Annotated in this window: 5 protein-coding genes and 1 pseudogene; all 6 read left to right on the top strand. The window is 68.5% G+C overall.

Annotated elements, in window-relative coordinates; all coding sequences use genetic code 11:
* Positions 1–505 (top strand): flagellar hook-length control protein FliK (locus AC2W7C_RS14555; RefSeq protein ID WP_486002063.1); only part of this gene is annotated, 505 nt, incomplete at its 5' end.
* A gap of 3 nt (positions 506–508) precedes the next feature.
* On the top strand, positions 509–1,174 hold the full coding sequence (locus tag AC2W7C_RS14560) for a flagellar hook assembly protein FlgD (RefSeq protein ID WP_486002064.1): 666 nt from the start codon (positions 509–511) through the stop codon (positions 1,172–1,174).
* A 33-nt stretch (positions 1,175–1,207) separates the two neighbouring features.
* Positions 1,208–2,677, top strand: a complete 1,470-nt coding sequence (gene flgE, locus AC2W7C_RS14565) for a flagellar hook protein FlgE (protein WP_486002065.1) — start codon at positions 1,208–1,210, stop codon at positions 2,675–2,677.
* A gap of 163 nt (positions 2,678–2,840) precedes the next feature.
* On the top strand, positions 2,841–3,125 hold the full coding sequence (gene sciP, locus AC2W7C_RS14570; protein WP_486002066.1) for a CtrA inhibitor SciP: 285 nt from the start codon (positions 2,841–2,843) through the stop codon (positions 3,123–3,125).
* Between the two features lie 169 nt (positions 3,126–3,294).
* Positions 3,295–3,663 (top strand): BlaI/MecI/CopY family transcriptional regulator, encoded by a 369-nt coding sequence (locus tag AC2W7C_RS14575; RefSeq protein WP_486002067.1) that lies wholly within the window; start codon positions 3,295–3,297, stop codon positions 3,661–3,663.
* Positions 3,653–3,845 (top strand): annotated as a pseudogene (locus tag AC2W7C_RS14580) (M56 family metallopeptidase); the annotation flags it as partial. The gene AC2W7C_RS14575 and the pseudogene AC2W7C_RS14580, both read left to right, overlap by 11 nt.

A 3,845-nucleotide genomic window follows, 5' to 3' on the forward strand; every position in this document is an offset into this window, starting at 1 on the left:
CGACATCACTCCGCCGCGCCCTCGGCCCCCGCCGCGCGCGAAAACCGCCGCGCCGACCCTGTCGCGCGTCGCCATCGAGGCGACGGCCCAGATCGCCGCGCAGATCCTGAAGAAGCTGGACGGACGGGCCACCCGCTTCGAGATGGCCCTCACCCCCGACGAGTTGGGCCGGGTCGACGTCAAGCTGGACATCGACGCCGAGGGCCGACTGTCCGCCCGCCTGGCCTTCGACAACCCGGCCGCCGCCGCCGACCTGCGCGGCCGCGCCGACGACCTGCGCCGCGAACTCCAGCAGGCCGGCTTCCACGTGGCTGACGACGCCTTCGAGTTCGCCGAGCGCGACAGCGGTTCCAGCGCCTTCGATCGCGGTCCTTCCGACCGCGAGGGCCAGGCCCGCGCCTTCGCCCGGGCCTCGCGCCTGAACACCGACGCCGACGCGGCCCTTCTGGCGCCTCGCTGGACCCCTCTCGCCCTCTCGCCCTCGGGCGTGGATCTGAAGGTCTGACCGATGGTCGACGCGATCAACACCAACACCGCTCAGAACCGGATCAACGCCGGTTCGGGCATGCTGGCCTCGAACTTCGAGACCTTCCTGGCGCTGCTGACCTCGCAGCTGAAGAACCAGGACCCGCTCTCGCCGGTCGATTCCAACCAGTTCACCGCCCAGCTGACCCAGATGGCCGGCGTCGAGCAGCAGTTGCTCACCAACGAACTGCTGAAGGGCCTGCTGACGGCCCAGACGGGCGATCTGAGCCGGGCGTCGAACTTCATCGGCAAGGAGACCACCGCCGCCTGGTCCGCGACCAAGTTCAAGGACGGCGAGGCGCAGTGGAGCTACGAGTTGGGCGCCAATGCCGCCGACGTGGAGCTGCAGGTGCTCGACAGCACCGGCAAGGTGGTCTGGAAGGGCCCGGCTCCGGACAAGACCGCCGGCGTCCACGACTTCACCTGGGACGGCAAGCTGACCAACGGCGGCACGGCCCAGGACGACAAGGTCTACACGCTGAAGGTGACGGCCAAGAACGGCTCCACCGCCGTCGACGCCCAGGTCCTGACCCGCGGCCGGGTGACCGGCGTCGAGATGTACGACGGCGAGGTCTACCTGACGGTCGGCAACACCGTCCTTCCCCTCTCCACGGTGATCGCCCTCGAAGAGGCGGCCGCGCCCAACTGACCCATGAACAAGCTCTCCTGAGGAACCCACGCCATGAGCATCAACAGCGCCCTTCTGGCCGGCGTGTCCGGCCTGACCGCCAACTCCGCCGCCCTGGCGGCCATCTCGCAGAATATCGCGAACGTAAACACCGTCGGCTACAAGCGGACCCAAGGCGAGTTCCAGACCGTCATCAACAGCCAGGTCGCCGGCGCCGGCTACTCGGCCGGCGGCGTGCTGGCCACGGCCCGTCACTTCACCAGCCAGGCCGGCCAGCTGCAGCGCACCACCTCCAGCACCGACATGGGCATCGCCGGCCAGGGCTTCTTCGTGGTCACCGAGAAGCCTGAGAACCTGCAGGTCACCGACTCCCGCCTGTTCACCCGCGCCGGCGCCTTCCGCGTCGATGACCTGGGCTATCTGAAGAACACCTCGGGCCTGTACCTGCAGGGTTGGCCGGTGGACGCCGACGGCAACGTCAACGCCGACCCCTCCGATCTGAACCGCCTGCGCACCATCAACGTCGGCTCGGTCGGCGGCACGGCCGAGGCGACGACCCGCGTCCAGTTGAACGCCAACATCCGCTCCAGTCAGGCCGTCTCGGCGGAAGCCGCCGACGCCGCCCTGACGCCGCCAGGAGCCAACGCCTACAACCCGGCCACCAACTCCATGGCCATGTGGGACCCCGAGACGGGTGCCGGCGTGAAGCCCGACTTCGAGCTGACCATCCCGGTGTCGGACTCCAAGGGCGGCCAGCGCACCGTCGCCATCTCCTTCCTGAAGGGAGCGGCGCCGAACGAGTGGTACGCCGAAATCCGCGCCGTCCCCGCCTCGGACATCGTCACCGGCGCCGGCCTGGCCAACGGCCAGATCAAGACCGGATCGATCCGCTTCACCCAGGACGGCCGCCTGGACGTCGACTACATGGCCGATCCGGCCAATACCCCGCCCGCCGGCGGCTGGCTGTTCCCGGATCCCGAGGCCGCCACCCTCAGCTTCGCCGCCTCGGACGCCGCCGCGCCGGCCGCGGGCGCCGTCAAGTGGGCTCCGGGCCTGGGCATCGACGATCAGCAGCTCAGCTTCGACCTGACCGCGGCCACTGGCGGCCTGACCCAGTACGACAGCGCCTCGGTCGTCCAGGCGGTCCTGACCAACGGCACCGCCTTCGGCAACCTGTCCGAGGTCAAGATCGACGAGACCGGCTTCGTCACCGCCATCTTCGACAACGGCGTGACCCGCCGGATCGCCCAGATCGCGCTGGCTACCTTCCCCAGCCCGGACAATCTGCTGGAGACCTCGGGCAACGCCTACCGCGTCAGCCAGGGCTCGGGCACCTTCAACCTGAAGGCCGCCGGCAGCGGCGGCGCGGGCACCATCGGCTCGTCCCAGCTGGAGGCCTCGACCGTCGATCTCTCGGCCGAGTTCACCGGCCTGATCACCACCCAGCGCGCCTACTCGGCCTCGTCCAAGATCATCACCACCGCGGACGAGATGCTGGCCGAACTGATCAGCATCAAACGCTGATATTCCGGTAACTGACGGTTAGTCTCCATGAAGACTTCGTTGAATATTCAAGCCGTGCTCGGAGGTGATTTTATCATTTCCTTCACCACGACGCTTAAACGGCCCTTAGTCGGGCAGCGCTACCGTTCACGCTCAATGGTGGTGGTGAATGAGGCATAAGCCCATGTTGCAAGAGCGACGCCTTAACAGTCGAGGCGAACAGTATGTGGTCGGGCCGACGGGCACGCCGCTGACCCTGCACGATCTTCCTCCGGCCAACACGGACCGGTGGGTGATCCGTCGCAAGGCCGAGGTGGTGGCCGCCGTGCGCGGCGGGCTGCTCAGCCTGGACGACGCCCTGGCGCGCTATCGGCTGACCGCCGAGGAGTTCCTGGCCTGGCAGAAGGCCATCGACAAATGGGGCATGCAGGGCCTGCGCACCACGCGCATCCAGCACTACCGCGGCTGACGCCGACTTCCCTCCCCCAAGACGCCCGAAGGCCGCTCCTGGCGACAGGAGCGGCCTTCGTCGTTCCGGCTGGGACCTTACGGCGATGTAACGGACCCGCGACGGGGACCGGATTGACTCTATCGATCACAAGCGTAATCAGGAGCGACCGATTACGGATGTGAACGATATGCGGATCAGCACGGCGGAGAGTTTGGTGATGGAGGCGCTGTGGCGCGCCAGTCCCCGGACGGCGGACCAGATCACGGCCGAGATCGCCTCGGACCAGGCCTGGACCGAGGCCACGGTCAAGAGCCTGCTCAACCGACTGCTCACCAAGGGTGCCATCGCCGCCGACCGCGACGGCCGGCGCTATCTGTACCGCCCCCTGATCGAGCGGGGCGACTACGTCCATGCCGAGAGCCGCGGCTTGGTCGACCGCCTGTTCGACGGACGCCTGGCTCCGCTGGTCGCCCACTTCTCGGCGCGCGAGGCGCTGTCGCCCGAGGACGTCGCCGAGTTGAAACGCCTGATCGAGGAGATCGACGATGGCCGCTGACCTGCTGATCCTCGGGCTCGAGATCACGGCGGCCGTCACCGCCGCCCTCCTCCTGGTCTTCATGCTGCGCAGGCCGGTACGCGCCGTGTTCGGAGCCCGCGCGGCCTATTGCCTGTGGCTGCTGGCGCCCGCGGTCCGTCCTGGCCGTCGCCCTGCCCCCGCCCCGCGCCTCCGCCGGCGTC

This window comes from Brevundimonas sp. CURTG3B2_SDJG, assembly GCF_057364705.1.